The following is a 26,058-nucleotide window of genomic DNA, read 5'->3' as shown; positions in this document are numbered from 1 at the left end:
ATGATGAATATCCGCCGAAAAAGAAAATTACGCAGCAGTTCATGTGAAATAAATATGACCCCGCTGATTGATATGGTTTTCATTCTTTTGATCTTTTTCATCGTCACCACAAGCTTTGTGCGCGAAGCCGGGGTAGAAGTGGAACGCCCTTCGGCCCAATCTGCCGAGACCAAAGCCAAAGCCAGCGTAATCCTTGGGTTGACCGCACAGGGCCGGATCTTTGTTGAAGGCCGTTCTCTGGATATCCGCTCTGTGCGGGCCTACATGGAAAGGTTCCTTGCCGAGACACCGGACGGTTCCGCCGTTGTTGTTGCCGACAAGGCCAGCAATACCGGAACACTGGTTCAAGTGTTGGATCAATGCCGTCTTGCAGGAGTAAAAGATGTGAGTGTTGCTGCGAGGAAACCGCAATGAGCACCCGCAGTATCAGTGCATATTCTCTATGCCTGTTTCTCGCTCTAGTCATGGCTGGGGGGATAAGCCTCGGCATGGTTTGCCTTACGGAAATCGACCGTCCGCAAAGCATGCAGGAGATCGAAGGGGCCATCCGTTTAGCGGCCCCGGAACCGCAACAGGTAGTTGCAGAAAAAGTTGAAAAACCGCAGGAAGAACCGGAACCGCCCAAGAATCCGGACCTGAAATTCATGGCTAAAGTTGCTCCGAAACAGAGCGCTCCAGTCATGCAGATACGGCTACCCTCATTCAACGCCGATATCCATCCCTCACTCAGTGGCGGAATATCCATGCCGACTGTGTCCCCTGGCTCTACGGGGTTCAATATCAACGAGGTAGATGACGTCCCGCAGGTTCTGCGCAGTGTTCCGCCCGAATATCCATATTCCGCAAGACGCTCCCGGACTGAAGGAAAAGTCGTAGTAAGGCTGCTGGTCAAAAAAGACGGTAAGCCGGACAATTTGACTATCCATTCATCCTCACCAGAGGGGATCTTCGATGCAGCGGCACTGAGCGCAGCACAAAGATGGAGTTTCAAGCCCGGACGGTACGCCGGCAAGAATGTGGACACATGGGTCCTGCTTCCTTTTAACTTCGAGCTGACTAAATGAGACAGACAATTACCATAAAGACTTTAAAAACAATCCTCTGTGCAGTTGCCATCCTTTGCGGCACGTCAGCATTTGCAAAGGATTTCCCGCCGCAGGCCAGACAAGCCCTGAGACAAGCACAAAGCTGCATTAAGGAAGAAGACATGGGCGGAGCAGATAAAATCCTCGACGAATATCTGCAGAACACAAACGAAACACCGCCTGCGGAAGTTTTCATCATGCAGGGAGCAGCACGAAATGACCGCGGTAACAAAGCGGGAGCACTCGCTGCTTTCCTGAACGGTATGAAGCTGTATCCGCAAAACAAGTCTCTCTGCCACAATAGCGCCGTACTCCTTTATGAACAAAACAACTACTTACAGGCGGCCCGGTTGTTCGAAAGAATTTATGACCTGACAGCTCCCAAAGAACCGCGCATGCTCTATCATGCAGGAGCGGCCTTTTACGAAGGGAAAAAATACGGAGAGTCTGCACGGGCAATGTCCAGACTGCTGACAGCAACACAAATCCCGAAAAAAGAATGGATCAAGCTGGCATTACATTCCTACCTGCAAGCAGGCCAGCCCGGTAAAGCCCTGAACTATCTTGATACGTTGCTCAAAAATTATCCGCAGGAAGCCGAATACTGGAAGCTGCTGGCAAAGGTCGAAATGGACCGCAACAGATATGTCCAAGCGGCAGCGGCACTGGAGATGGGCTACAGCCTAAGCCCTCCCACAGATCAGGAAAACAGACAGCTGATTCAGATCTACAAATACATCAACGCCCCGCTCAAAGCCGCGAAGACCATGAACCGTATACATGCAGGGAAGCTGACACCTGAACAGGCTCAAGAACTGGCTCTTCTGTATGACCGGGCCGGACAGCCTCAGGATGCTCTAAAACTAATTGAGAACTCATTAGGCAGCACTCCGGCAAAAGGTGACCGCCAGCAGCTGCTGGTTACCAAAGGCAAGCTGCTCTACTCGCTGCGCAGATATGGCGCGGCAACAGAGATTTTTTCTCTGTGCCTGCGAACACAACACAACCCGGAAGCAAGGTTTTTCAGAGCTCTCTGCTTTTGGGAACTGAAACAATGGGAGCTTTCCCGGAAGGATTTCCTGCAACTGGCAGGGCTTAAAAAATATCAGGCCAGAGCACAAAGAGCTTTAGCCGCACTGAGCGATCTTGAAGAGGCCAAAGAGGAAGCAGACAAAGGATAACAACCAAAAACAATAATGCTAATTAAAAAACGTCCGGCGGGAATTCCACTTTCCACCGGACGTTTTTTGTATTCGCTTGATCCGAACAGTTTAACTATTACTGATTGACTCCAGTAAACCTGCAGTCTTTTCCCGGACCTGCTTCAAATCCTCCTCATTGGGACGGCCCTCAATATTTCCCAGCCTGCCGGAGGTATTGAAGTGCTGCATTTTTTTGGGGACAAAAGAACCGACCACAGCCCATTCATCTGCCACGGTTATGCCCATATGATCAAAAAGCTGGCCCATATATTTGATAGCCGGGATTGCCTCGGCCTCACCTGTATGAGGGCCGGCGTAGGTGCAGTACACGCAGGCGAATTTACCGGAGATACGCGGAGAACCGGGAAGGATAAGATTATTGTCGCGGGCATAGCCAAGCTGGCGGTCAATCCAGTCCTTTACAGATCTTCCCGGAAGCCAAGTATAAACACCGGAACCGATAAAAATAAGATCATAATTCAGCAGATCGAAAAGAACACCTTCTTTATTAAGATTGACGGTGCTTATATCATGCCCGGCCAATTCGGCTACATTTGCAATTTCAAGAGCCACTTTTTCTGTCTGACCGTTGAGTGAACCATAAATGTTGAGAATCTTCATCTTATGACTCCTTGTAAATTACCTTTTGGTAAAACAAATCAAATAATTAAAACCAAGATCAGCATAAGCAGATTCTTTAAAACCCAACGGATCGACCACTGCCTTCAGCTCCTCAGCGGAAATTCGCATATGTAACGGCGGGCCGAACTCGGTCTTTTCCTTTTTGCACTCCAATACTGCCAATTGCCCCCCGGTCTTCAGAACCCGCCCCACTTCCGCAAAGATGCGCCTGCCGTATTCCTCCAGACTCATACAATGCAGGGAGGTACTCATGAAGCCGGTATCCACGCTGCTGTCATCAAAGGGCAGCAGGCCGGTCATATCACCGAGATGGGTGCTGATATTCTCAAGACCGTGATCCAGAGCCTGAATCCTGACCTGCTCCAGCATGGCACCGTTGCTGTCAAAGGCGTGCACCATGCCGGAAGGTCCGACATCGCGCGCCGCATGCATGGAATAATCTCCGGGACCGCAGCCCAGATCGAGAAAAGTCTGCCCTTCGGCAAGGTCCAGAGTTTTAAAAACCAGACTGGAATCATGCATTCCGTAGCTGGTCGGTCCGCGTCGGTGGTGGCCGCCTTTACAGCGTATGCCGGGTCGATGTTCTTTATTCATGTGATCCTCTTTGTACGCTTAAAGGTTGTAGAGAAATGAATCCACTTTAAGCCTGTTGTTCTCATTGCGATTGCCGTCAAAAGTTAGGGTCAGAATCGGGGCGTAAGGTTTGTCATCCAAACGGTCCTTGAGAATTCCAAGACTGATTCCGGTATTCTCGTACATGGAGGTAACCGAGATAACCCCTTTGACTCCGGGAACTTCGTCCATAATTTTTGCCCCCCGGTAACGCCCGAATGCGCCGGAATAAAAACCAAGCCCGCGGTCGGCTATTTTCTTCAGGGAACCGAACTCATGCTCATAGTGACTGAATTCTCCCAACCGCTCGGAAATACGCTCCATATATTCCTTGAAGCGGGCAATATTGCTGCGCAGGGAGCGGTAAGCATCAGCACTATTATGGCTGTAGTAATCGTACCAGAGATTCCACAGATATTCGCTGAGCGGGGCATAAATAACCCGGCGGCCCTGTTCTTCCAGCCTCTCGAAAGTATTGTCATTAAGCAGGGATTTATAAAGGACCAACGGTTCGCCGATAGCCATGATGGTTCCTTCTTGATCCTGCATAGCCAGGTTCTCACGGGTAATCCGGGCAAGTGATTCCAGCTTTTCAATGGTCAGTTCCTGACGGGCGACCAAGCGAAGCACGAATTCAAGTGTATCGACCCTGAGTTCAGACGGGGTATGTAACACAAGGTCTCCGGCCAGCAGACAAAGGAAAAGAGAGACTGCGTCCCCGTCTTCCAGCAGCCGCAATTCCTCCATATACGGAGAAATCAGCGGGACATCCTCCAGCCCCTCCTGATCAAGCACGCAACGGATGAAACGGCTGTACTGGCCGTCCACTTCCGCACCCTCGTTCTGGGGAACAAGCACTGCGGGAGGGCGGCCTCCATTCCTGCCCTGCAGGGCGGACAGAACCTCACCCAGCAAAGCGGTCAAAGAAAAGTATTCGTTACCTGAAGAATACCTGCGACCCAGATCAACAGATTCACCAGAAGCAGGAGGAGCCACCCGCGCATCAATTCCTTTGGTTTTGAGCATGGCGCAGCCGATAGTTGAATACGGATAAAGATCTGGCAGAATTACCTGCCGGGTATCTGGAACCCCGTAACCGACACTGATATCCACCGGATCGGCAATGCCGAGCTTCACGTACTCCTCAACCGAGAGGGCTTCGCGCACCGGAATGTTGTTCAGGCTGTTTACGAAAGCCTCCACCCTGGTCTGCACACCAACACTGGAAGAATGTTCATCCACCTCAATGGTCAAGGATGGTTTGTCCTTCAGAATTTCTCCGTAATAATGAGCAAAGACCGTATCCGGTCCGCATCCGTGGTGAGTCAGGAAAATAGGATAAAGATTTGGATGCTTGGCAACCAGCTTAGCAGCCGCCAACATGTGCTGCCCGAAAGGCCAGAACATGTTCGGATGCTCTGCAAATATATCTGATTCCGGCAGGTCATAGAGGGGAATGGTCCGGTAACCCATTTCTGCAAGCTTATCCGGGATACCCATGTTCAAAACCGGATCGGCTACTCCGTAAATTTTGGAAATGAGCACGAAGGTTTTGGACTTGGGATCAAGAGACTGCAACGTCTCCTTACCTCTTAGGCCCATGCGTTGCTGGTATTCCTTAAAATACTGCATTCCGGCCTGAACTGCCGCTCCCGCTTCCTGTGGGGTTTTGTCCAGCTGCCTGCCCAGATCGGCAAAAACATTTTTCATGAAGTCCGGCCCCTGATTGAAAGCCAGTGTAGGCGAAAGCAGCTTGATGTTCTTTTTCTTCAACTGCATTGCTTCGCTGACTATTTTGAATGCCAGCTGCATGTAAGCACAACCGTAAGTCTGACGGGATTTTGAATTGGGATGAAAAGCAGTGAACAGATCGGGGAAGAACAGATAATCCACCCCGCGCTCCACCAGCTCTGCCACATGTCCGTTGATCAATTTGACCGGATAGCAGGTTTCATCAAGGGAGTACTCCTGTGCCAGCCGGATTGTTTCACCCGAGGAAGGCTCTGAGAGCAGGACATTCATCCCAAGATTCTTGAAGATGGTGTAAAACATGGGAAACATGCCGAAGGTAAACAATGCACGGGGCATGCCCACAGTCTTTTTAGCCGGATCTATTACACCGTCATAATCGCGGAAGATAAAATCCTGAACCTGTCTGTTGAATGAGCCGGGTGCAAGTTCCGGAGAGTATTCAGCTTCAACTGTTTCCGCCTGCTCGTTTTCCAGATTGAAGCCTTTGAATAAAGTTCTACCGCTCATCTCCTCACGGGCAAGGATAGCCGCACCGAGTGCTCCGGTAACACTAAAAAACGGAGCGACAGACACATCCATGCCATGCACGGCCCGGAAAGCATTGATGATAGCCTGATTGTAAGCCACCCCGCCTTGCAGGAGAATTTTAGTACCGACCTTTTTACGGCCGACAACCCGGTTGGTGTAATTTTTTATAATGGAATAGCAAAGTCCGGCAGCGATATCCTCAATGGCATCCCCCTGTGTCAGATGGGCGGCAATGCTGGTTTCCATAAATACAGTGCAGCGTTCACCCAGATTGATGGGTTGTTTACTTTTGAAGGCGGTATCAGCATAATCTTCAAGGCTGATACCGATCTTCTTAGCCTGCTCTTCAATGAATGAGCCGGTCCCGGCAGCGCAGACCTTGTTCATCTGGAAATCGCTGACCATACCGTTTTTAATTGAAATGAACTTGGAATCCTGACCGCCGATCTCAAAAACAGTATCCACATCCGGGCATATGCTGACCGCCGCACGGGCCTGTGCAGTAATCTCATCTTTAACCACATCAGCACCGATGAGCTTCCCGGTCATGTTGCGGCCTGATCCGGTGGTCGCTACTCCGAGCACTTTGACCTTTCCATCGAAATCCCGGCCCAGTTCCGCCAAACCTGTTTTCACCGCCTTGACCGGATCTCCGGCTGTGCGCAGATAACGATAGCCGAGCACCCGATTCTGGGCATCAAGCAGCACCACATTCGTACTTGTAGAACCGACATCCACTCCGAGCCAGCATTCAACCGGACTGCCTTCAACTTCAATGTTCCGGCAGATGTGCTTATCTGCAAAATCCGCTACTCCGTATCCGGCAAGCGGCGGAAGTTTCACTTTCTCCGCCGAACCGAAAAGTTCCATGCAGGGAATCTGCAAATCCCGCAGCACATGAGACACCTCCACAACACGCCGCTCTTTAAAAGCAATCACAGCCGCCCCTACTGCCCCGGAGACCTTGCCTTGCGGATGGATAATGAGCTGATCATCAGCAAGCTCCAACACTTTCTTAAGAGCCGCGAAGATCGCTTCATTTCTGGAAACCCCACCGCTGAAAAAAAACGGAGCACGCTTTGGTAAACCACGCATGACCGCATTGCGATAGTTTCTCGCCGTGGCATATGCCAGCCCCCGCAGGATATCCGGGATAGCCACGCCTTCCTGCTGATGATGGGTTATGTCGGTCTTGGCAAAGACACTGCAACGCCCGGCAATTCTGGGAGTTGATTCAGCCTTCGCTTCAATTCGCGAATAATCCTCAATATCAATACCGATGCGCGAAGCCTGCTCTTCCAGAAAAGATCCCGTTCCAGCAGAGCAGTCCGGGTTCAGGGAAAACTCCACCCCACTCCGCTTCGTACCGCTGATCCCGGTAATAAACCCGGCCCGCTGGCCTCCAATCTCGATAATCGAAGCAGATCCCGGTGCCAGCAGCTTGGCCCCTTCAACCAAAGCGGCGATGTCATTCACCGCACTGATCGAACCGGAATCGGCAACAAGCTTGCCGCCGCTGCCGACCACGGCCCCATATAATTTCTGCCCGGAATTCAGGTTCAATTCCCCCAGCATGCGCTCCAAAAGCTGCGCCGGTTGTCCTTTGTGCAGGGCGTATCTGCTCCTGACTATTTCCATATTTTCATCAAGAACAACGACCTTTACCGAGGAATAACCGATATCTATGCCTATGCTGTTCATAATATTCTCCTAATTTAATTAAGCAACTTAACTATTGAAGCAAAAAATATCCAAAAAACGCACGTTCTTTAAACGAAGCGGCGAAGACATGACAAAAAAGTTTCTCTGGCCCCCGGAGGGGCTGACGGTCGGGCTGACGGAGGCACTCGTATCAATCACCCGCGCAAAGCGCCTCAACTATAATTTCTTCCCGAAAATCTCTTCCATGCGTTCATCGACCACAGTTTCGATAACTGAGAGAATAGCTGAAGTTCCAGCCAGTTGCGGATCAGAGAACTCATCAAGTCTCTGCAATAGATTCTGCATATGACGCTCGTGGAATTCCTGATGTTTCCTGAACGCTTCCCAGCCGGAATCAGTCAGGTATGCCAGAAGCTCCTTGTTGTTATCCGGGGCTCGTTCTTTACGCATGAACCCGCGCTTTTCAAGCTTGCCGACCATCTGGGAAATGGCACTTTTGGTCACTCCCAGAACATTGGCAATTGACTTAAGATTAGAACCTTCATTCAGGCCGATAGCCTGCAGGCAGTGAACTTCTCCAGGCCGCAGCTCCACCCCATCCGCAATGGGAATGGGCTGGCCCTCAATGCGCAGATGTTTATTGATAATCCGCATGAGCCGCCCGGTCATATGCTTAATTGCTTCTTCTTTGTTACTCATACCACTTTGGTAAAAGAGCTTAACCAACGTAGTCAAGCTAAAAACTATAGCGTATTGAGCTATAGACGTTGGAGTTGTTGGTAAACTGACCGAAAAAAGTCTGTTCGTGTGCACCGATAAATATATTCGCTCCGCAACCAACTGTCATGCGGTCCGAAACTTTATACTGCAGCCCGGGCCGCAGATAGGCGTCTTCGTCGCTAGGCGAAAAATAACCGTCAAAGCTCATGGTCAAGTTCTGGTTCATGAACTGCTGGGTGAACTGCATGGTGATCACGTGCCGGAATTCATCTTTGGGATATTTTGGATCATGCACTGCAAGGTAGTTTTCATAATCCAGCATCTGCTCCACATAGTACTGCACTTCACAATTGCTGTCGGTCCAAAGTTCCTGTGCATAGCCGACCAGATAACGAATTTCGGAGTTATCCACCCCGGCATTCCTGCCGCCACGGCTATCGGTAGAATCGTACCATGCGATTTCCATGTTCCCGATCCCCGGCCCGACCTGCCCGCGTACACTGGCCCCGTAAACATTGAGTGCCGGAAAGCTCGCCTGATTGTCGGCATTCATTCCGGCAGGCTTCTTCCAGTACCCCCAATAGCCATACATAGCCAATTCGTAGTTGTTGATATTCTTGTAAATCCGGGCCGAGACTTCATCATCCTCAAACCACTCATCAGGCTGGTCGGTATCAAGGATGTTATCGCGCCCCACCAGCCTATCCTCCAGTCCGCTGAAATAGGAGATGTATTCCCCGTCAATGTAGCGGTCAGGTTCAAATTTCGGGTTGTAAACCAGATCAAAATTAGCCAAATCGGTAAAAAAACTGACCTTTGCCGAGTTGGATGGAGCTTTCAGGTATTCCGCATCACGGCCCATGAAAAATGACCGCCAGTCCTTGGGGAAAAGGTCATTCAGAAAAACCAGCCCGCCAGTACCCCAGGTCAGGACCTGCCTCCCGAACTTCACATCCATGAAATCCGTTGGTCTGGAAAACATCCACAATTCACGGGTTTCGTAGACAATACGATTGCTCACTCCGTCTGCGCGCAAATCGCCTTTGTATTTAAAATCGGCCCAATCGGTGTAGGTAAATAACTCGCCCTGAAAGCGCAGTTCAGCCATTGAAATCTGCTTTTCTTCCGGGTCCAGCTGGGTGCGTGCGCCTGTCCGGCCCTCAACAAACCCGTTGAATTCTACTGGTGCGAACTGCTCCGTGAATGATTCCAGCCAGTTCTCTCCGGCCTCAACATCCGAGGCTGACCCGACCAGTGCTGCAAGCAGCACCAGCCAGATCACCATGCATATGGATCGAAGCAGACTCATCGCATCAATTCCCTCGGCGGACGGCGCAGATACCTTTCACCGAAGATGCTTTCCTTGACCGGTAGGTCGTAAGCCACGCCGGAAAAAGTCATCACGGTTTCGCTTCCGGTTTCAAGATTCTTAACCTTTGAAACAGTCACCGTCGGGTAAGTCTCGCCACTCTTTTCCGATGCAATTTCCTCCACCTCAAGAACTTCCATGGTCCGGTAAGGTTTATCTGAACCTTTGAAATAATTCATTTTCATGGGCACATAGTTTTTCATATCCACATAGGCCACGTAATGGGAGAATTCCACGTCACCGGGGTTTTTAGGCGTATTTTTAAGTACGTAGCAGCCGTTCTCCGTACCGAGCAACTCATGCTCGTCTTCATGCAGGCTACGACCGGAAATATCCTCGTACAGGAAATCGGACCCCGCGAAGCTGGTCCGCTTATCCCCGGCGGCAATACGCTTAACCATGTCCAGACTGGGCATGTACAACCAGCGGGAATCGTCCTTGCCCGGCTCCACGGTCTTATGGACCAGAAATACCATCTTGCGCACGTCCGCCGGAGACTTGAAATAGGACATGTAAAGCTGTCTCGCGTCGCCATCGCCTACGTCCTTGCGCAGGATATTCAGGTCTCGTTCACGCTTGCGGCCCTGACTGTCGGTAATTTCAAGGTGCACTTTGCCCTTGCAGGTTTCGCCTTGATAAAGGGCCATGTGGTTGGCCTTATTGACGATTGTCTGTACGTCCGGGTTTTCTGCCCATGCTGATGCTGCCAGCAGAACCATTGCCGTTGCTATTAATGATGATATCTTGCGTTTCATTTTTATGCCTCCGGCGACCCTCCGGGGGCCAAAGAACCCTTTTTATTGCGCCCCTTCCTGAGGCTTACCCCTTAGGGGCGGTGCTTTTGCACAAATCCGCTTTCCTGCAGATTTGTGCAAAAGGGTTCTCTGGACTCTCCCAAAACCTTTTATCAGGCTTCGCCGCCATACTTTTATGAGTGATGTATATTTACTGATTTACCTTTATTGTTGCTGTTGCCTCAGATGCTGACTGCACCGGAATCTCAAGCTTGGCTCCGGCAAAAAACCACTTTGTAGCAACGGTAATAATCGCGGGCATGGCTACCAGAGTCAGGATACCGGAAATCAGCATGATTGATGAAAGCAACAGACTTGTGGTCCGGTACGGAATCAGGGCCGAGATAAGCATGGGCAGAAAACCGATGGCGATGACCAGCACGTTACGGCTGATCGCTCTCGCCGGAGCACCGTACATGCGCGGCAGGGTCTCTTTCCATGATCCGGTCCGGGCGTAGATTTTGCGGCTGCGCTCCACAAAATGGATGGCGAAGTCCACGGACATCCCAAGGGTCAGGACACCGAGTACTGCCACTGGCATATCGTAATCCTTACCTATCAGCCCGATAAATCCGTAAATGAAGGCAATGGTGATAGTCAGCGGAACCATGCAGAGCACGCCCCATTTAAATGAACGGAACAGGAAGACAGCCATAAGCAGAACAATGCCGAAACTACCGATAAATGAACGGAGCATCCCTTCCACCATCTGCTGCTGCCACGCTACGTTTATATAAGTCAGTCCGGCCCAGTTGTGAGAGACGTCAAAAGGCGGAGGATTGTGCGCAAAATAATCACTTACAAAATTCTCCACCGCTTCCATAACCATGTTGTCACCACTGGAGAGCTGGAAGACTACGCAAGCGCCGTTGTAATCCGGGGTTACGTAATGCCAGAGATCATGCGGACGGTGACTCTGCTGAAACTGCATGTAGCATTCGCTGACAGTCTGCATTTTTTCCGGCACACGGTAGCTGGCCTCCTCTCCGTCGGTCAGTTCCTGATGGATTTTACTGACCAGATCATCCGGTCCGGTTGTTTTACCGACCAGTCCGGCCTTCAGGATTTCCTCCTGCAACCCGGCGAGATAGTCGAGCATTTCAGGTTGTTTGAAAGGTTTAAGCTGCTCTTTCTCAAGATTAAAAAAGCTACCGAATTCATCATAGAGATAAAAATCGTCACCTTTTGCCTGCTCTGCCTTAATGGCGGCAAGCTCTACCGCCCTATCCAACAGGGGCACGTCTGCAGCCGGGTTTCCGGAATCCATCAACTCGGCCATAAAATTAACACCCTTGCTCTTCGCATCCGGGAATTCTGCTGACAAACCTGCAGCGAATGCAGAGAATTTTTCAGCCAGCTTACGCCTGTCTGATTGTGAAAAATGAATTTCCTTATCTTCATTTTCCAAAACCAGATAAGCGGGATAGGTTCCTGCAAAATGCTTATTCAGAGCCGTGTCCGCCAGACGGATGGGATGGCTGGGTGCAAACCATTTGACCGGGTTGTCATTGATCTGGATTTTGCTGATGCCCCATGCTGAAACCACCAGCAAAACCAGAAACAGGCCCAGCAGCGGCTTGGCGTAGCGGTAGGAGATTCCCCCGGTTTTTTCCAGAAGACGTGACAGCAATGTGGTCTTTTCGCTGCCATGCTTACTGAACCCGAAGTTTTCAAAAACACGGGCCGGTAGGACCATGATATAAGCAGGGACAAACATAATGGTCAGAAGCCAGGCGACCATAATGCCCAGCCCCACAAACACACCGAATATCTGGACCGGGGGAATAGGAGTGAGAGCAAGGGAAATAAAACCCGCCGCCGAAGTCAGCGAAGTGTAAAGCATGGGCATGAACAGAAGGTTCAGGGCCTCGACAATGGTCTGCTTCCTGCCTTTCTCCGGCGTATAGAGATCAAAAAATTCCGATAAAATGTGGATCGAATCCACCACCGCAATGGACATTAGAAAAACCGGAATCATGGAACTCATGATGTGCACTTCGAATCCGCAGCCGATCATGGTTCCCATAGTCATGACAACGGAAAGGGTGGCGATGATCATGGGTAGGAAAGTAAGCGAGAGCTTGCGGAAGAAGAAATAGAGCAGCATAAAAATAGTGCCCATAGCCAGCGGTGAGGCAAGGCTCATTTCAGTAAACATCTCAATACCGATGGCATCCTGGGCCACGGGCAGCCCGGTGATATGGAACTCATCATCACCGCCAAGCTCTTTGATCTTTTCATGTAAGGCAGTATAAACCCGATAGCTCTGATATTTGTCCGTCAGCGGGAGCAGAATCGACATGGCTTTGCCGTCTTCGGAAGCCATCTGCCCGGCCAGCATGGGATTGGAGAAAACCTTTTCCCGCACTGCATCGGCCTGCGACTGCGTGGACGGAGGTCTCGACATCAGCCAGTCGAAAGAAATCGTGCCCGGACCTTCCTGCGTGATATGCTCCACCATGGACGGTGCGATCATATCCACCTCGATAACTCCATCTACTTTGGTCGGATCATCGGGATTTTCCCAACGCAGGGTACGTGCGAATTCCGCCAGTTCATAAGCCCGCTTCAGGGTTTCAGGGTTGAAAACTCCGTACGGGTTCTTTTCATTTATAATTCCAAGGACCACTATTTCAGAAAGAGCGTATTTCTCTTTTGACTGATTATGGAATACCCGGGAAGGTTCATCAGCCGGAAGCATATGCTCCGGGTCCGTATCAATGACGACCTTTGGAAAAAATGATCCGCAGAACACCGCCAAAAGCAAAAGCATGGCGATGGTCAGCCAACTTCTTCTGGTCGCAAATGAAATCAGCATTTGCTTTATATAGTTCATCATAAGTCCTCTTGTTTGAATTTTGGTTAAGCAGCTTAACCATTGTCATAGAATCCATTTAACAGAATCAGCACTTGCCTTCTGTATATCTGCTCCAAGCTGACAAAACTACCCGGAAAGCTGAAAAAAAGGCCCTAAAAAAGGACCGCATAATTAAATGCGGTCCTTGCGCCGGGCTGGAAACTCGACGACTTGCATTCCACAATCAATCCACAAGCATAGCAGCTCCAACTAATCTGCCATGCCCACCAAACGATTCAGAGTTCTGCAACATCTGCAACCGCACGGGACAGTTCCACCTTGTTTTCAAAGCGGCCAGCCAATTCGGCCACCACAAATCCGGCGAAACAAAGCAGTCCCAGAAGAATATACAACCACTCCACGCCCAGAATGTCCCCGATATGACCAAAGACCGGAGATGCGGCCATAGGTACGATGATGAACAGACTGCTGAGCACTGCGAATCCGGTCCCGGCATTCGGCCCGGCACTAACCTTCATCATCAGGGTGAAACTCCAGACCATGACCGCCCCGATAAGGACATTATCAATGCTCAGCAGCAGGGTAGCCTGCCAGTAGGGAATTACACCGCTATGGGCCACAAAAACAGTGTATCCCGCCAACAGAATCACCACAGAGCAGAAAACACGCAAAAACACCTGCCCACCCACCCGGTGCAGGAACCAACCGCTGAGAAATGTCCCGGCCAGACCTGCGGGATAGGCATAATGCATCAGAATTGCCCCCACACTGCGCGAATCAAAGCCCATGTCGACCAGCAAAGGGGTACGCATCTGCACGGTTGTGAATGCAAATGCAGTGGGCGCGATCAGGATGGGGAGTACACTGACCACTTCTTTCCTCTTGAGGAAAGACCACACCCCTTCCCTGCAGCCTGACCTGTCCGCTGATTCGGTTATGAGGGGATCAATCTCCCGATGAAGGAATACCGGAAGACTGAAGGCGAATACAGCGGTGGCCAAAAACAGACAGAGAGTCTGCCAGCCGAAATGAGAATTCATATAAAGCATTGCCCCGCCTCCGAGCATAAGTCCGGCAAAACGGGCTGCGGACTGGATGGAATTTCCCCACGGCCGTTCGTCTTCCTCCAGAATATCCGTGGCATATCCATCAACGGCAATATCATTGGTCGCCATAACGCTGCTCAGGAGCAAGAGCAGCCCGTACATAGTCCAGAAGCTTTCTGCAGGTGGAAAATACGAAACGCAGACCAAAAGCCCGGAACCAATCCATTGCAACGGGAAAATCCAGGACTTGCGGCGGCCCAATGCGGGAATATACTTACGGTCCACCCATGAAGCACAAAAAAATTTTAAGGCCCACGGCAAATGCAAAGCAAAGATTGCTCCCACTGCTTTCAGGTTCACACCCTGCTCCCGCAGAATCACCGGAAGGCTGCCGAACACATACCCGAGTGGTACGGCCTGACACAGATACATGGACGCCAACAATGAAAGCTTGAATATTTTCGATGGCTTTAATGTCTTTTCACTATTAATTGAATTCATCTGCCGCTCCTTTAACTTTCCATTGAGGCTGCCTGACCGAAGCTTTTAAGTAATACATCTTGAAAATGATTACTACCCTCAATAAAATGTTTTTTACCCCTTAAAACACGCCCGCACTGAGTACGGGCGCGTGAGGAGTCAAATAGGTTATTATCCTTTCACCTAGAACCGGTAATCAACAGAAATACCGAAGGTCCTCGGCTCTCCGTCTTCAGCCAGCCCTGCCGAAACGTTTTCCATCATCACATATTCACGGTCGAACAGGTTCTTGGACCAAAGGTAAACATCCAGATGCTCGCCTTCCACACCGACCTTGAGGTTGACCAGTTCATAAGGATCTTCCTTGACTTTGTTCGCGTCATCAAAATAACGGGAACCGATCCCCACCAGCTCTGCACGGCCGAAGAAACCCCACTCATCAATCAAATTACGACGATAATCGGTAGCAAGGGTGTAAGTGTAATCTGGTACGCCGAAAACGCGGTTACCTTTATAATCCACTCCTTCAGACGGGGAATAATTATCGAACTCAGCTTCCATCCAAGTGAATGTTCCACTCAGATTGAACCCTTCCAAAACCACAAACTGCGAATCAACTTCCACTCCCATACGGTGGGAACGTCCGGCATTGGCGGTATATGACTGCATAGAGTCAGTCATGAACAAAGGCAGCTGTTCGTCATCAATGGCAGTGTAAAAACCGCTGACGTTAAAATTCAAACGCTTATCAAACCACGCGGACTTGAATCCGATTTCATAGAGCCAGCTGTCTTCCTCACCGTAGGACTGATGCCCTTCCGGAGCCGAGGCATCGTTGAATCCGCCGGCCCGGTGGGCGCGGGCCACTGTCCCGTAGAGGGTCTGGTCATCAGTAAAATGCCATGCAAGAGCAAACTTGGGCAGAAATTTGGAGAAGCTGTTGGAAGCATCACGGTCCGCGAGTTTCTTTTCCGCCCCCCCCGCTGGAGTCTGGTATTTATAAGTATCCGCTGATGCGTACTCGTATTCGTAACGCAAGCCCACAGTCAGATCTAAATTATCCCAGAAAGTGTAAGTTCCCTGTCCAAACAGCGCCCCCCCCGCATTATCCTTGTCAGTCTTGAATTTGAGGTTCGCTCCCGGAGTCTTGGAGGAACTGCCGTAGGCATTGGTAATGTCGGTATTGGAATCGAGCAGGAAGAAATGAGCACCGCCCAGCCAGTTGAGCGGTCCATCATCTTCAGGGGAGGCAAATCTTAATTCCTGTGAGAAATCGCTGTCTTCCAGATTGTAATTCTTGCGCATCATATCGGCCGGGGTGAAATCGGCATCAATTTTTTCCTTGCTGTCAAAATACCTGTATCCGGTCACAGAGTAGAGTTTTCCGTAATCTGTCCGGTATTCTGAATTGAGCGCCACGCCCCAACAATCATTTTTCTGGCTTCCCTCGAAATCGTGGGAATAGTGGTAAGGATCATCTACATTGAATTTACCGGACTTAACAAAAGCGTTCCGTTCGGTGCGGCGCATAGTGTAGGCACCATCATCGTGATTCTGGATATCGAATGACAAGGTCATGTCCAGATCATCAGTGGGAAGATAACGCAATTTCAAACGTCCGGACTTTCCGTCCTGATGACGTCCGCCATCCCCGTCAGTGGGTGTATCGTTTTCCATGTAGCCGTCTTTGAAAGCACCCAAACCGTAAACACCGAGAAAAAGCTTGTCCTCCACCACCGGACCGGACCAACTGGCCCTGAATTCCTTGCGGTGGAAATTCCCGAATTCCGCGCCAATAGAACTTTCAATCTCATTACCGGGCTTTTGGGTATAGACGTTGATGACCCCGCCCATAGTGTTTCGGCCATAGAGAGTTCCTTGCGGACCTTTGAGAACTTCCACCTGCTCCACATCAAAAAGCGGAAAGTTGAACATATAGGATTTTGAGAAATTTACCCCGTCCACAAAATACCCCGTTGCAGGTTCGGCAGTGGGCAGACTCTTGATTCCGCGCAGAAACATAAATCCATGCCGACGGCTCCCGAAGTTACTGAACTCAAGGTTTGGGACATGCAGGGCCAGATCATTGGTATCCTTGATATCCATATCCTTTAAGGCAATGTCATCAAGGACAGCGATACTGACCGGAACATCCTGCGCTTTTTCACCACGCTTTTGGGCCTTTACCGTGACAGGCTCCAGATACAAGCCGTCTGAAGTCCCATTGTGTGCAAATGCCGAAGCTGAAATGAGACAGAAAGTCATTATCAACAACGTAACACATTTAAATTGATTAGTTTTAAACATTCCTTCTCCATAGTGCTGATTTTACATACCGAAATTTGCAAAACACAATTAGATATGTCCGCCGAATATGGATAAATTAAATACTCAAAACTACCCTGACACCTATGTTTTTTGCTCGAAATACCCCGCTTATAAAAAAACTGCATTCTCAATATTGAGAATGCAGTTCAAATAAAACAACATAAGTTTCCACCGGCAATATCCAGAATCAGCTCAAGGCAAAAACCTTTTTCTCACGCAGTGAAGTCAGATACTTCTTGGGTAGAACTCCATACCTTTTCTTGAATGCCGCACTGAAATGACTGAGGTTGGTATAGCCCAAAGCCCAAGCCACCTCACTAACGTTCATATCACCGTTTTCAAAGAACATGCGGGCCTTGCGCAACTTATATTCCTTGAGAAAAGCAAATACCGTCATACCGTAGAGCTCCTGAAATCCGGTCTGAATTTTAGAAATGCTCATCATGTGCGATCCGGACAGCTCAGCCATTGTCGGCGGACAATCAAATTTCTCTTTTAGCTCATTCTGAATCGCCCTGACCTGCTCAATTTCCCGCTGACTGAGTGCGGAACTGCGAACCTTTTCCGGGGATTCCATTTTCATAACCTGCATACCGATCAACTCAAGGGCCTTGCCCTCAAGATAAATCCTGCTGCACTTACCACCCGCAAGACCGTAAAACAGTTCATTGGCCGCAGCCTGAACCACAGGGTCCATAACCTGATGCAGAAAAAATTCATGCCCGCATCGATGCTCCAGTACCGCACGTAAATCCTCGTGGATTGCGTCCAGATCTGTGAATAACAATTCGTGCAATAATTCCGGGCTGATATGCAGATGAATCACTCTGGCACGCCCCAGAGACACTGATTCGACTTCTCCGCTCATCTCCTGAAACAAGCCGATCCCCGCTCTTCCGGCTGCATTATCGATAGTAAGCGGTCCCTGCGAACTTTCATGCACCCTGTTAACGAGTGCGCCCTCCAGAAAAAAACCGAAATCCACAAAGTCATTCTTTTTCTGATAACTGAATGACATCCGCTCGGAAAATTCAGCCTCAAATGCACTCACCCGTAATCCCGGCCTTAATTCCAGTTCCCGCCATACAGGTTCGCTTCCTGCTTCACATCCATCAACAGCATCGAATTCACGAACCTCACTGTTTGCGGAAGCATCTCCAATGAACCAGCACTCTTCGTTTATTTCTGAAAATATTTTCTTTTCCATCTTCTGCTCCTAGCAACACACCTTCTGACTGTGATTATCATTATCTTCAAAAGAAGATATGGTTAACCTACTAAACTGTCAAGAGACTATTGCTTTCCATTGCAAGAAGATGAAACAGAGAAATAGATCTACCCTTCTACTTTCCGAACGGACACTTGGGAAATGTACAGGAACGGCAGTTAAGACAAAGCCCGCCTTCAGCTATTCGGGCTAGGTCCTTACGGGAGATGTTCTGCCCTGCAAGGATGCGTGGAAGTATCAGATCAAAACTGGTTGTTTTATAGAACAGTGCACATGCCGGAACGCCCATGACATCCGCTTTATCAATTTTACCAAGCAGGAGCATGGTTCCGGGCAATGCAGGCACTCCGAAGAAGGCGTCCTGCAATCCGGCATCAACAAGACCGGCGCGCGTTTCGTCATCAGGATCAACAGACAGTCCGGCGGTGGTAATTATCAGATCCGCGCCCTGATCTAAAAGATCCTGCACGCCTTGTGCGATAGCCTCCCGGTCATCCGGAACAATGGAGCCGGCGACAACTTCGCAGCCAAGACGCCGCACCTTGCCGCTGATGATGGGGATAAATTTATCTTCGATAAGTCCCTGAAACACTTCGGTTCCGGTGACGAGAATTCCAACCCTGCCTTTTCTAAGCGGGGTGACGGAGAAAAGAGGCCCAGCATCCAACACGCTCAGGGCATTGCGGAAAATTGTTTCGGAAAGATACAGGGGAATCGCCCTTGTTCCGGCAACCGGCTTACCTTCATCAACAAGAATATCGCCCTGACGGGAGGTACACATAACATCGGGCAGCATGTTGAACCGCTCAAGAATCTCGCGGTTAATTGAAAAAAGACCTTTGTATGCGGCGCAAAAACTGATCTTGCCTTCTTCAGGGGGAGCCTTGAAAACGATGCCGTTCCCGGCCATGCGCTCGGCAAAAGCCAGTGCAGCGTCGTTCTCGTGTACCATGCCGTCGCTCGCTGCTGCGTCCTGAACATAAACCCGATTGCGCCCCATCTGCTGCAAACGGCAGACATCACCGGCTGTTATTTCCTGACCGGCCTTGAATTCCGGCCCCTTGGAAACACCGGGGTCAATGCGGGTCATATCATGCAAAGCCGTTTTACCCACCGCGTCTTCAACATCCACAGCAACAACACAATCTTCGCGCGCAACATCGCGAGAACCGCCGACATATGGGACCTCTCCCTGGCAGCCCCGGCAGATTGCACCGTCACTTAACGGATAAGCTTCATTGCATGAGGGGCAGATTACGATCTCAGTCATGTGTTTGTGACCCATGAAATCCGGCGTTATCTGTATTGGAGTGACGGAACAGAGAGAATGCCCAGCCTCACATATTTCAGCAAAAAGCTTGTCCGTATCCTGATCCTTTTTAGGCTTGAGTTTCAAAAACCAGGCCTTGATTTCAGGCCAGTTCTCAAGCTTTTCAGTATCAATATGGATACGCACCCCTTTTCCGGTATATTTGTCATACAGGGAAAGGGCATAGCGGCCCAGTTTGATAACTTTCATCCAGCCGTTTCCATATGAACAGAGGGTAAGTATCTGGACCGCATCCGGCAGGCATTTACCTGTCTCCACAACTGCATCAAACAACGTGTCTGCTGGCAGGTGTTTTTTGGCTTCTTCAACCATGTAGCCGCCGATGAGCAATCCCGGAGCGGGATATCCATGAAATTTACGGGCGACTTCCTTGAACTCTTCAAAAGTATACGGTCCAATATTCATAGGTCTGGATGTCCTTTTAAGAATAAGGCGCGCAGGGATAACTCCATGCACGCCCTGAAAATAGTTTATAGCTGAGAGGTCTTAACCTTAGTGCTGTTCTTCGATGCCTTTTGATTCCTTGAAAGATTCCCATTCATCATGATCCAAAGATCCACTCCTGTCTGCATCCGCTTCAGTGAAAGCGGCAGCAGAATCAGGCAGAACCGCCTTGAACTCCTCTACAGTTACGACATCATCACCGTTTTTATCCATACTGTAAAAACAACGGTTGTAGTTTTCGCCGGCTACAGATGTGGCGGCAATTCCAAAAGCCATGATTACGGTAAATACCAATTTTTTCATTGTACCCCTGCATTTATTGCATTTCTGCGATAAGATCATGAAGCTGGCGGGCCTGTTCAGCAAGTGAATCGACGGCCTGCCGCGCCTGTGCCATCCCCTGAGCGGTTTCCGAGGAAATTCTTGAGACTTCCTCCACACTCAACGAAATCTGTTCTGTAGCCTCTGACTGCTGCTGGCCTGCTTCGGCAATATGTCTCGCCTGAACTACGGTGCTGTTCACTGCTTCAACAATTTCTTTCAGGGCCGCACCGGAACCGTCTGCCAGCTCACGGGTGGTATCCACCGTGGAAAGGGCCACTTCTGTTGATTTTATATTCTTATCTGTTTCAGTCTGAATGGCACCGATCGCCTTGCCTACATCCTGAGTAGCGTCCATGGTTTTCTCGGCAAGTTTACGGACTTCATCGGCAACAACCGCGAATCCGCGCCCCGCTTCTCCAGCTCTTGCTGCTTCAATGGCGGCATTTAGGGCCAGCAGGTTGGTCTGATCGGCAATATCCTGAATAACGCCCATTATACTCCCGATCTCCTGAGCCTTTTCACCCAGCGTATCCATATTCAGCTTCATCTCCACAGCCTGATCGCTGATGGATGTGATGGAACTTACAACCTCACTAACAACCTTTGCGCCTTCGGATGCTTTGACCTTTACCGAATCGGCGTTATCAGCTGCATCGGAAGCACTGGAAGCAACCTCCATCACAGTGGCATTAAGTTCTTCAATAGCTGCGGCAGTATCAGTGGTCCTTTCGTTCTGCATAGAAGCACCGTCAGCGGCCAGATTAACCTGTCCAATCAGTTCTTCTGCCGATCTGGACATTTCTGCAGCGATTGATTCTGCCTCTGCTGCAATTCTGGACATTTTTTCAGCCTGAACCGTAATCATGGTTTCTTTTTCACGAATCTCGGTCAAATCGAAACAGAGTGTGAAAACACCGAGGTCCCCGCCATCTAGATCAGAAATGGGATTGGCACTTACATTCATAATCTTGCGGGTTCCCTTGTCGGTGGTAAGCTCGGCCTCCATATCAATACGCCTTTTTTCTTTACGCGCTGTTTCAGCAGGGCTTTCGCACTGTTCATCACCAAAAAAAAGTTTGCAGGGAGTCATGCCGATACAGTCTTCGGGAGATTCGCGCTTATCTAAAAGATCCAACAAATGATGGTTGATGGAAGTAATCTTCCCGTCAGTGCCGATCATCATACAGGGAGAACTCCCTGAAATAGCTCCCAGAATACCTTCAGCCTGACCAAGCTTGTTTTTGAGTTCTGCAACCATAGTCTGGATAGAATCTACCAGCACTGCCAATTCGCCGGAATAACTGCCCGTCACCTCGGCATTAAGATCGCCGTCTGCCACGGCTCCGGCAAAACCGATAATATTTCTCACCGGACCGGTAATGCCGCGGGTAATGAAAATTGCCAGCAGGACAGATATTACAAATCCAACTCCGATTCCGGTCAATGTGCTCATCCGTGCAAAGACACCGGTCTGTGATGACTTTTCAACAGCTCCGGTAATTTCAGTCAAGGCTTCCGCGTTGGCAACTTTCAGCAGGCCGGAAATTTCATCTCCAGCCATTTCCACTTCAAAATCAAGCTCCCATAAGCGCGCACCGACGACATCTTTTTCGTCCAATAATTTCGCTTTTTCATCACCTGAAGCTTTTGCGGCCTGCATGCCCAGCTCCAGATAATTGAGCATTTTATCTTTAATCTCCCGGGCAGAAGGGGCAAATGTCTGCTCATATATTGCGCGGGCTTTAGTCAGTGCCTCACGGCTCTTTTCATTTGTGCTGGCTTCGAGTTTCCCGGCTTCAATGGTTCCGCCGTTCAGGAAGGCATCTGAATATGTCTCATAAAGTGAAAAATTATGCTCATTCTGCTTCCAGATATCTTTTACTTCCGTGGTGTGCTCTACAGCACGGACTTTTGTACAAAGCCACATCAAACGGCTGATGGAATTCTCCAGACCGGAAACCGTATTAACATAGGGGAAAGTCCTGATTACTTCCTGTCCGCCTTTTTCAAGACTGACCAGCGAAGTATATGACATAGCTCCCACTCCACACAGGATGAGAACCATAATTCCGAACCCCATCAACAACTTCCCTGCAATGGAGACATTGAGTTTACGCATTTCTTTCCCCTTGAGAGATATTTAATACATCCGATCTATCTGAAATATTCCCACTGTATCTCAATTAGATATGGCTATCTTAATTTGTAAATACGTTTAGCTCCCTGCGTCAACCCATGCAGAAAAAATACTGCTTAATATCTCCATCTATTAGAGACAGACAAATCCTAAACGCCGCGCTTAAATAAACGCCGGCTAGTCCATATAGTTAGTCATGACAGTTACGAACTTATCCATTGCCTGCACCGGGTCTTCACCATTTTCAATAGCTTCGGCGTAACATTTCAGCATATATCTTTTCATGATCAGCTTGCTGGATGATTTCAGGGCTGAACGGGCAGCTTTTACCTGCGTAAGAATATCACTGCATTCCTTGCCGTCCTCAATCATTCCCTGAATTCCCCTGATCTGTCCCTCGATGCGCTTCATGCGTTTAAGGACATCATTTTTAATTTTTTCCTGCTCGGCTGCGGATTCGGGCATAGCTTGCTCCTTTATCTTGTATGTGAATGAGAGATTAAGTAGAATTCCAAAATGACTGATAAAAACACCACCATCCCGACGTCCGAAGAAGAAAATCTCGAACAGGTCTGCCTGCTCAACTGCATTGAACTTTGTGCCATCATTTTCCGGGGAATCAACCCCGAAGAATGCTCCGCACTTCTGGATGAAGGGTTGCCAGCATTGGCTACACTCTCATCAGAATCACTGCAATCCCTTTCAGGACCGCTGGAAAATCTTAAAACATCCTGCGCGGATATTAGCGAAGGCTTTTGTTCCGAGCTTGAATCAGAATATGTGCGTTTATTCATCAACAGCCGGAACGGTATTGCCGCTCCGCTCTATGAATCATGCTACGAACCGGGTTCCGGGAAAGTAATGGGCGAACCGCACCTTGCCATGCGCAAACTCCTTGCTGAGTCCGGCCTCGAGCCAACCGGGGAACAGGCTTCCGAACCTATGGACCATCTGTGTATCGAACTTGAGTACCTTTACGTTCAGCTCGCTAACGGCTGGGGCGGCGGAGATGCCGAAGCCCTCAAAACTGCCCGCTCTTTCGCCGCAGACAAACTGATCTGGGTCCGTAAGTTCAGTGATAAAATTTCATCCGCTGCCGCTATGGAATTTTATCCTGCCGCAGCAGCACTGCTTATCTCCATGCTGGAAGAAGCTACTTCCGCCTGACGCATTTTCGTCCCGGCTTACCACTCAAGGCATCGTTGATCCTTTTGACCAGCGGTGCCGGGCCGGAGACAAGGTCGCTACAGGAAAACATTTCCACAAATTCGCGGCCTTCTTTCTTGAGCATGAGCACTGTGGGAAGCTGTAATCCATCCCTCAACCCTGCACTCTCTTCAAGGGGATCTGCCAACATTGGAAATCCGGCCTCATTGATTTTATGAAAACGATTAGCCTCACGGCGGTTCATACCGAAACCTATAGCAATATAAAACATATCCGGAGTGCAGCACTCCAAATCCTTACGGGCTGCATCCACGCTCCAGACCGCCTGAGAATTCTCAGCATGCCCCTCTTCCACCAGTAAAAGCAAAAAGTATTTCGCATCAAGTGACGCTAAGCTCAGCTTACTTTGCCCGTCCTGCAGTTTCAGATACTTCCTCTCTTCGGCATTCCCGCTGAACGAAAAGTTCATGTCCGTAAATTTTCTCAAATCAAAGACCTGCTTAGGCAGAGGATGAGTCTCCACCCAACCGAACCAGCCATGCGGGTAGCGGTAAACCTTAGTGTATCCAAGACGCGCAGCCCGGCGCGCCGCAATGGCACTGCGCAGTCACCTGAAACTACGGCAGTAGATTATTACCGTCCGCTCTAACTCCGGTCCCAGCAATTTTCGAAATTTCTTTTCCTTCTCTGCCGAAATATACTGCTCTTCGCTAAGGTCGAATTCCATATTCTGAGCATCTGGGATATGCCCGTCTTTGTATTCGTATCCGGCCCGAACATCCAACAGCAATGCACCAGAATCGTTTTTCAGCGTTTCAGTCATCCCTTTTTCGTCGATCAAACCGTATCCATAGCGGTCAGCCTCGTTTCGGGCATCAGCCCACCAGCTGGGCAAATCAGCAGCCAGTACCGCCCCGCACAGGAAAGCAAGGCACAGAAATAACGTGGCGATTGCCGATGTCAGTAGAATTCTGGTTCCGGCCATGACTGCTCCAAGGAACAAGGGCCGGAATATAAATTCCGGCCCCTGATTAATATTCAATTACTTCTTGGGGGTATGAATAGTGTAAGAACCGTCCTTGTGGAAATCGGTTTCCGCTTCAAGGTAATAAACTTCCTTGATATCAGGACGCATATCCAGAGTCATGTAATAGGCTTCACCGCTGCGAGCACCAGTAGTACACAGGTATACGATAGGCTTATCTGCGGAAAGGGTCTTGATCTTCTTCTCCAGCATATCGACAGGCATATTCACAGCACTGGGAATATGTCCCTGAGCAAACTCATCAGCGTCACGCACGTCGATCAGCATGATGGACTTGGGATTCTCAGCAACAATCTTCTTAAACTGTTCAATATTGATTGAGCCTTCTTCGCCGCCGGACTTGACTTCTACAGCACCGGATGCGCCGAACAGCTTCTTCCAACCGGGATACCCGGCTTCGGCAACATGAACATTCTTGTAGCCGATGCCCATTGCACGCTTCGCGGACTTGTGGCTAAGCTTACACTTGTAACCGCCGCAGAAGTAGATCAACTTGGTGTTCTTTTTGTCTGCGGGCAGCAAGCCGGTACGCTTGGCCCACTGGGAATCGGGGATAGAGATTGCGGAAGGAATGGAGCCGGTCAGGAACTTCTTGGTCGGACGGGCATCGACGAGCATGTAAGGCTCGCCCTTGGCCATCATTTCAGCGATAGGCTCCAGACCGATTGCGCCGTAACGGCCGGACTTCATCCAACCCGGATACCCGTAGGGGTATACCTTTACGTTCGTATAGCCCAGCTTGACCGCTTTCTTGGCGGACTTATGGCTCAGCTTGCACTTAAGGCCCTGACAATAAAAAATGAGCAGGGTATTCTTGTCCTTGGGCAGCTTGTCGGTCATCTGGTCGAACTTGGAATCCGGGATGGAAACCGAAGTGGGGATGTAACCGAGCACATGCTTGCCCTTGTAAGGACGGGAATCAATAATCATCACGCCTTCAGGTTTAGGCATCTTGGCATACTTGGCTACAAAGTCGGTATCGACCATATCCTTGTACATCCAGTCCTGCATCTTGCTCTTGGGGACAACATCCTTAGCCATGGCAGGTGCAGCGATGAACGCCAGACACAGTGCCAGTACCACAACTTTAAAAAACTGCATTTTCCTCATTTAACTCTCCCTTGCTAATATGATGCGCTATGCGCTTATTTCTAAAGATTTTGCCTCCGGCGGCTTAAACCCTTTTCCAAAAGGGTTTAAGAATCCCAAAACGTTTTAATAAGGCTTCGCCGCACTCCCCCCATGAACCGTTCTTTGCGGGGAAATTTCTTTACCGACCCCGCACAATGTTATGTCTCCAGCGTCGAAGACCTGTTGGGGAGTCCAGAGGGCCCTCGGCCCTTTG

Annotated in this window: 20 protein-coding genes; 4 read left to right on the top strand and 16 right to left on the bottom strand. The window is 49.7% G+C overall.

What is annotated here, in order from left to right; all coding sequences use genetic code 11:
* The 3 genes from ACNI29_RS08685 to ACNI29_RS08675 are packed head-to-tail and all read left to right on the top strand — an operon-like array spanning position 1 to position 2,266.
* Positions 1-414, top strand: coding sequence for an ExbD/TolR family protein (locus tag ACNI29_RS08685; RefSeq protein WP_419781810.1), 414 nt, complete (start codon positions 1-3; stop codon positions 412-414).
* Positions 411-1,064, top strand: a complete 654-nt coding sequence (locus tag ACNI29_RS08680; protein ID WP_419781809.1) for an energy transducer TonB — start codon at positions 411-413, stop codon at positions 1,062-1,064. The genes ACNI29_RS08685 and ACNI29_RS08680 overlap by 4 nt, the downstream gene beginning before the upstream one ends.
* The gene (locus ACNI29_RS08675) at positions 1,061-2,266 is read left to right on the top strand and encodes a tetratricopeptide repeat protein (RefSeq protein WP_419781808.1); all 1,206 of its coding nucleotides are present in this window, start codon (positions 1,061-1,063) and stop codon (positions 2,264-2,266) included. Before ACNI29_RS08680 ends, ACNI29_RS08675 begins: the two co-directional genes overlap by 4 nt.
* Before the next feature lie 90 nt (positions 2,267-2,356).
* On the opposite strand, the gene ACNI29_RS08670 is transcribed toward ACNI29_RS08675, so the two are convergent.
* The 14 genes from ACNI29_RS08670 to ACNI29_RS08605 all read right to left on the bottom strand — a co-directional run bounded on the left by ACNI29_RS08670 (position 2,357) and on the right by ACNI29_RS08605 (position 22,966).
* The gene (locus ACNI29_RS08670; protein WP_419781807.1) at positions 2,357-2,908 is read right to left on the bottom strand and encodes a flavodoxin domain-containing protein; all 552 of its coding nucleotides are present in this window, start codon (positions 2,906-2,908) and stop codon (positions 2,357-2,359) included.
* Positions 2,909-2,926: 18 nt separating this feature from the next.
* Positions 2,927-3,523 (bottom strand): class I SAM-dependent methyltransferase, encoded by a 597-nt coding sequence (locus ACNI29_RS08665; protein ID WP_419781806.1) that lies wholly within the window; start codon positions 3,521-3,523, stop codon positions 2,927-2,929.
* A gap of 18 nt (positions 3,524-3,541) precedes the next feature.
* The gene (locus tag ACNI29_RS08660) at positions 3,542-7,522 is read right to left on the bottom strand and encodes an acyl-CoA dehydratase activase (RefSeq protein WP_419781805.1); all 3,981 of its coding nucleotides are present in this window, start codon (positions 7,520-7,522) and stop codon (positions 3,542-3,544) included.
* A 177-nt stretch (positions 7,523-7,699) separates the two neighbouring features.
* Positions 7,700-8,182, bottom strand: coding sequence for a MarR family winged helix-turn-helix transcriptional regulator (locus ACNI29_RS08655; RefSeq protein ID WP_419781804.1), 483 nt, complete (start codon positions 8,180-8,182; stop codon positions 7,700-7,702).
* 37 nt (positions 8,183-8,219) lie between these two features.
* Positions 8,220-9,512, bottom strand: a complete 1,293-nt coding sequence (locus ACNI29_RS08650) for a hypothetical protein (protein WP_419781803.1) — start codon at positions 9,510-9,512, stop codon at positions 8,220-8,222.
* Entirely contained in the window at positions 9,509-10,327 is an 819-nt protein-coding gene (locus ACNI29_RS08645) for an outer membrane lipoprotein-sorting protein (RefSeq protein ID WP_419781802.1), read from the bottom strand. Before ACNI29_RS08645 ends, ACNI29_RS08650 begins: the two co-directional genes overlap by 4 nt.
* 190 nt (positions 10,328-10,517) lie before the next feature.
* Positions 10,518-13,184 (bottom strand): efflux RND transporter permease subunit, encoded by a 2,667-nt coding sequence (locus tag ACNI29_RS08640; RefSeq protein WP_419781801.1) that lies wholly within the window; start codon positions 13,182-13,184, stop codon positions 10,518-10,520.
* 275 nt (positions 13,185-13,459) lie between these two features.
* Entirely contained in the window at positions 13,460-14,731 is a 1,272-nt protein-coding gene (locus ACNI29_RS08635; RefSeq protein ID WP_419781800.1) for an MFS transporter, read from the bottom strand.
* 162 nt (positions 14,732-14,893) lie between these two features.
* Positions 14,894-17,017 (bottom strand): TonB-dependent receptor, encoded by a 2,124-nt coding sequence (locus ACNI29_RS08630; protein WP_419781799.1) that lies wholly within the window; start codon positions 17,015-17,017, stop codon positions 14,894-14,896.
* 208 nt (positions 17,018-17,225) lie between these two features.
* Positions 17,226-18,245: a helix-turn-helix transcriptional regulator gene (locus ACNI29_RS08625; RefSeq protein ID WP_419781798.1), complete on the bottom strand. Its 1,020-nt coding sequence runs from the start codon at positions 18,243-18,245 to the stop codon at positions 17,226-17,228.
* 136 nt (positions 18,246-18,381) lie between these two features.
* Positions 18,382-20,001, bottom strand: coding sequence for an FmdE family protein (locus tag ACNI29_RS08620; protein WP_419781797.1), 1,620 nt, complete (start codon positions 19,999-20,001; stop codon positions 18,382-18,384).
* A gap of 87 nt (positions 20,002-20,088) precedes the next feature.
* Complete coding sequence (locus ACNI29_RS08615) at positions 20,089-20,343, bottom strand: EF-hand domain-containing protein (protein WP_419781796.1); 255 nt, start codon at positions 20,341-20,343, stop codon at positions 20,089-20,091.
* Between the two features lie 13 nt (positions 20,344-20,356).
* Positions 20,357-22,483 carry a methyl-accepting chemotaxis protein gene (locus tag ACNI29_RS08610; RefSeq protein WP_419781795.1) on the bottom strand — a complete coding sequence of 709 codons (2,127 nt, stop codon included), beginning with the start codon at positions 22,481-22,483 and terminating at the stop codon, positions 20,357-20,359.
* A 195-nt stretch (positions 22,484-22,678) separates the two neighbouring features.
* On the bottom strand, positions 22,679-22,966 hold the full coding sequence (locus ACNI29_RS08605; RefSeq protein WP_419781794.1) for a metal-sensitive transcriptional regulator: 288 nt from the start codon (positions 22,964-22,966) through the stop codon (positions 22,679-22,681).
* Between the two features lie 51 nt (positions 22,967-23,017).
* Between ACNI29_RS08605 and ACNI29_RS08600 the strand changes: the two genes are divergently transcribed.
* Positions 23,018-23,668, top strand: coding sequence for a TorD/DmsD family molecular chaperone (locus ACNI29_RS08600; RefSeq protein WP_419781793.1), 651 nt, complete (start codon positions 23,018-23,020; stop codon positions 23,666-23,668).
* Here the strand turns inward: ACNI29_RS08600 and ACNI29_RS08595 are convergent.
* On the bottom strand, positions 23,655-24,653 hold the full coding sequence (locus ACNI29_RS08595; RefSeq protein ID WP_419781792.1) for a rhodanese-like domain-containing protein: 999 nt from the start codon (positions 24,651-24,653) through the stop codon (positions 23,655-23,657). The genes ACNI29_RS08600 and ACNI29_RS08595 overlap by 14 nt on opposite strands.
* Positions 24,654-24,710: 57 nt before the next feature.
* Positions 24,711-25,823: a rhodanese-like domain-containing protein gene (locus ACNI29_RS08590; RefSeq protein WP_419781791.1), complete on the bottom strand. Its 1,113-nt coding sequence runs from the start codon at positions 25,821-25,823 to the stop codon at positions 24,711-24,713.
* Between the last annotated feature and the right edge of the window lie 235 nt (positions 25,824-26,058).

The organism is Maridesulfovibrio spiralis (SeqCode) (genome assembly GCF_048571135.1).
Lineage (GTDB): Bacteria > Desulfobacterota > Desulfovibrionia > Desulfovibrionales > Desulfovibrionaceae > Maridesulfovibrio > Maridesulfovibrio spiralis.
This window is presented reverse-complemented; position numbering and strand designations above follow the sequence as displayed.

Bases quoted from the DNA above. Each gene is read 5' to 3' on its own strand.
- ACNI29_RS08685 (WP_419781810.1), top strand. From the start codon at position 1: ATGATGAATATCCGCCGAAAAAGAAAATTACGCAGCAGTTCATGTGAA.
- ACNI29_RS08680 (WP_419781809.1), top strand. From the start codon at position 411: ATGAGCACCCGCAGTATCAGTGCATATTCTCTATGCCTGTTTCTCGCT.
- ACNI29_RS08675 (WP_419781808.1), top strand. From the start codon at position 1,061: ATGAGACAGACAATTACCATAAAGACTTTAAAAACAATCCTCTGTGCA.
- ACNI29_RS08670 (WP_419781807.1), bottom strand. From the start codon at position 2,908: ATGAAGATTCTCAACATTTATGGTTCACTCAACGGTCAGACAGAAAAA.
- ACNI29_RS08665 (WP_419781806.1), bottom strand. From the start codon at position 3,523: ATGAATAAAGAACATCGACCCGGCATACGCTGTAAAGGCGGCCACCAC.
- ACNI29_RS08660 (WP_419781805.1), bottom strand. From the start codon at position 7,522: ATGAACAGCATAGGCATAGATATCGGTTATTCCTCGGTAAAGGTCGTT.
- ACNI29_RS08655 (WP_419781804.1), bottom strand. From the start codon at position 8,182: ATGAGTAACAAAGAAGAAGCAATTAAGCATATGACCGGGCGGCTCATG.
- ACNI29_RS08650 (WP_419781803.1), bottom strand. From the start codon at position 9,512: ATGAGTCTGCTTCGATCCATATGCATGGTGATCTGGCTGGTGCTGCTT.
- ACNI29_RS08645 (WP_419781802.1), bottom strand. From the start codon at position 10,327: ATGAAACGCAAGATATCATCATTAATAGCAACGGCAATGGTTCTGCTG.
- ACNI29_RS08640 (WP_419781801.1), bottom strand. From the start codon at position 13,184: ATGCTGATTTCATTTGCGACCAGAAGAAGTTGGCTGACCATCGCCATG.
- ACNI29_RS08635 (WP_419781800.1), bottom strand. From the start codon at position 14,731: ATGAATTCAATTAATAGTGAAAAGACATTAAAGCCATCGAAAATATTC.
- ACNI29_RS08630 (WP_419781799.1), bottom strand. From the start codon at position 17,017: ATGTTTAAAACTAATCAATTTAAATGTGTTACGTTGTTGATAATGACT.
- ACNI29_RS08625 (WP_419781798.1), bottom strand. From the start codon at position 18,245: ATGGAAAAGAAAATATTTTCAGAAATAAACGAAGAGTGCTGGTTCATT.
- ACNI29_RS08620 (WP_419781797.1), bottom strand. From the start codon at position 20,001: ATGAATATTGGACCGTATACTTTTGAAGAGTTCAAGGAAGTCGCCCGT.
- ACNI29_RS08615 (WP_419781796.1), bottom strand. From the start codon at position 20,343: ATGAAAAAATTGGTATTTACCGTAATCATGGCTTTTGGAATTGCCGCC.
- ACNI29_RS08610 (WP_419781795.1), bottom strand. From the start codon at position 22,483: ATGCGTAAACTCAATGTCTCCATTGCAGGGAAGTTGTTGATGGGGTTC.
- ACNI29_RS08605 (WP_419781794.1), bottom strand. From the start codon at position 22,966: ATGCCCGAATCCGCAGCCGAGCAGGAAAAAATTAAAAATGATGTCCTT.
- ACNI29_RS08600 (WP_419781793.1), top strand. From the start codon at position 23,018: ATGACTGATAAAAACACCACCATCCCGACGTCCGAAGAAGAAAATCTC.
- ACNI29_RS08590 (WP_419781791.1), bottom strand. From the start codon at position 25,823: ATGAGGAAAATGCAGTTTTTTAAAGTTGTGGTACTGGCACTGTGTCTG.